At 55.5% G+C, this 786-nt stretch carries 1 protein-coding gene; it reads left to right on the top strand.

Annotation, left to right across the window (positions count from 1 at the left end; all coding sequences use genetic code 11):
- Window positions 1–17: 17 nt before the first annotated feature.
- On the top strand, window positions 18–786 hold a 769-nt coding region (locus C7K08_RS14790), incomplete at its 3' end, for a VWA-like domain-containing protein (RefSeq protein WP_241537299.1).

The raw sequence follows: 786 nt of genomic DNA, 5'->3' as shown, positions 1-786 counted from the left end.
ACATTGTGGTGAACGGAATGGTGGCAGCGGAGCAAAGCGTTGAGCTGCCTAAAGGTGCGATCCGTGACACCAAGCTTGAACATCTCAGCGTCGAGGAGATCTACGAGCTGCTGCAGAAGAACACCAAGAAAAAGCAGCCCAAATTGCCCCTGGCCGATCTACTGAAGCCTGGATCAATGGGATCAGGAACCGAGCAGCAGGAAGGAGAGGCTGAAGGGAAGAAAGGTGGTGATGGCAACGGTCTCACCAGTGAGTTGCACGACCTCAACGATCGCAGCGCCCTAGAAGCCCACTGGAAACAGGCGATCCAGCAAGCACTGGTGCTGGCCAGCAGTCAGGGCCAGGGCAGCCTGCCGGCAGGGATGCTGCGCCATCTTGGTGAGGTAGCTGATCCTCAAATCGACTGGCGATCACAGCTTTGGCGCTATTTAGTGCGTACCCCCACAGATTTCAGTGGATTTGATCGGCGCTTTCTACATTGCGGCCTTTATCTCGATCACCTTGAGGGTGAAAGTGTGCAGGTGTTTGTCTGCATTGACACCAGCGGCTCGATCGACGATGAGCAGATGTCATTGTTTATTGGCGAGGTGAGCGGCATACTCTCCTCATACCCGATGCTCGATTGCAGGCTTTGGTATGCCGATGACGAATGCTACGGGCCCTATGAAATCGGGAGCATGCACGAAATCCCTCGGCCGGAAGGCGGCGGCGGTACCGATTTCTGCCCTTTCTTCGATGCAGCTCTGGAAGCCTGGAGTGGCGATCAGGAAGCTATCTGTGTTTACC

This window comes from Synechococcus lacustris str. Tous (assembly GCF_003011125.1).
Taxonomy (GTDB): domain Bacteria; phylum Cyanobacteriota; class Cyanobacteriia; order PCC-6307; family Cyanobiaceae; genus Synechococcus_D; species Synechococcus_D lacustris.
The sequence above is the reverse complement of the archived record's forward strand: the minus strand, read 5'-3'. Positions and strand labels throughout refer to the sequence as shown.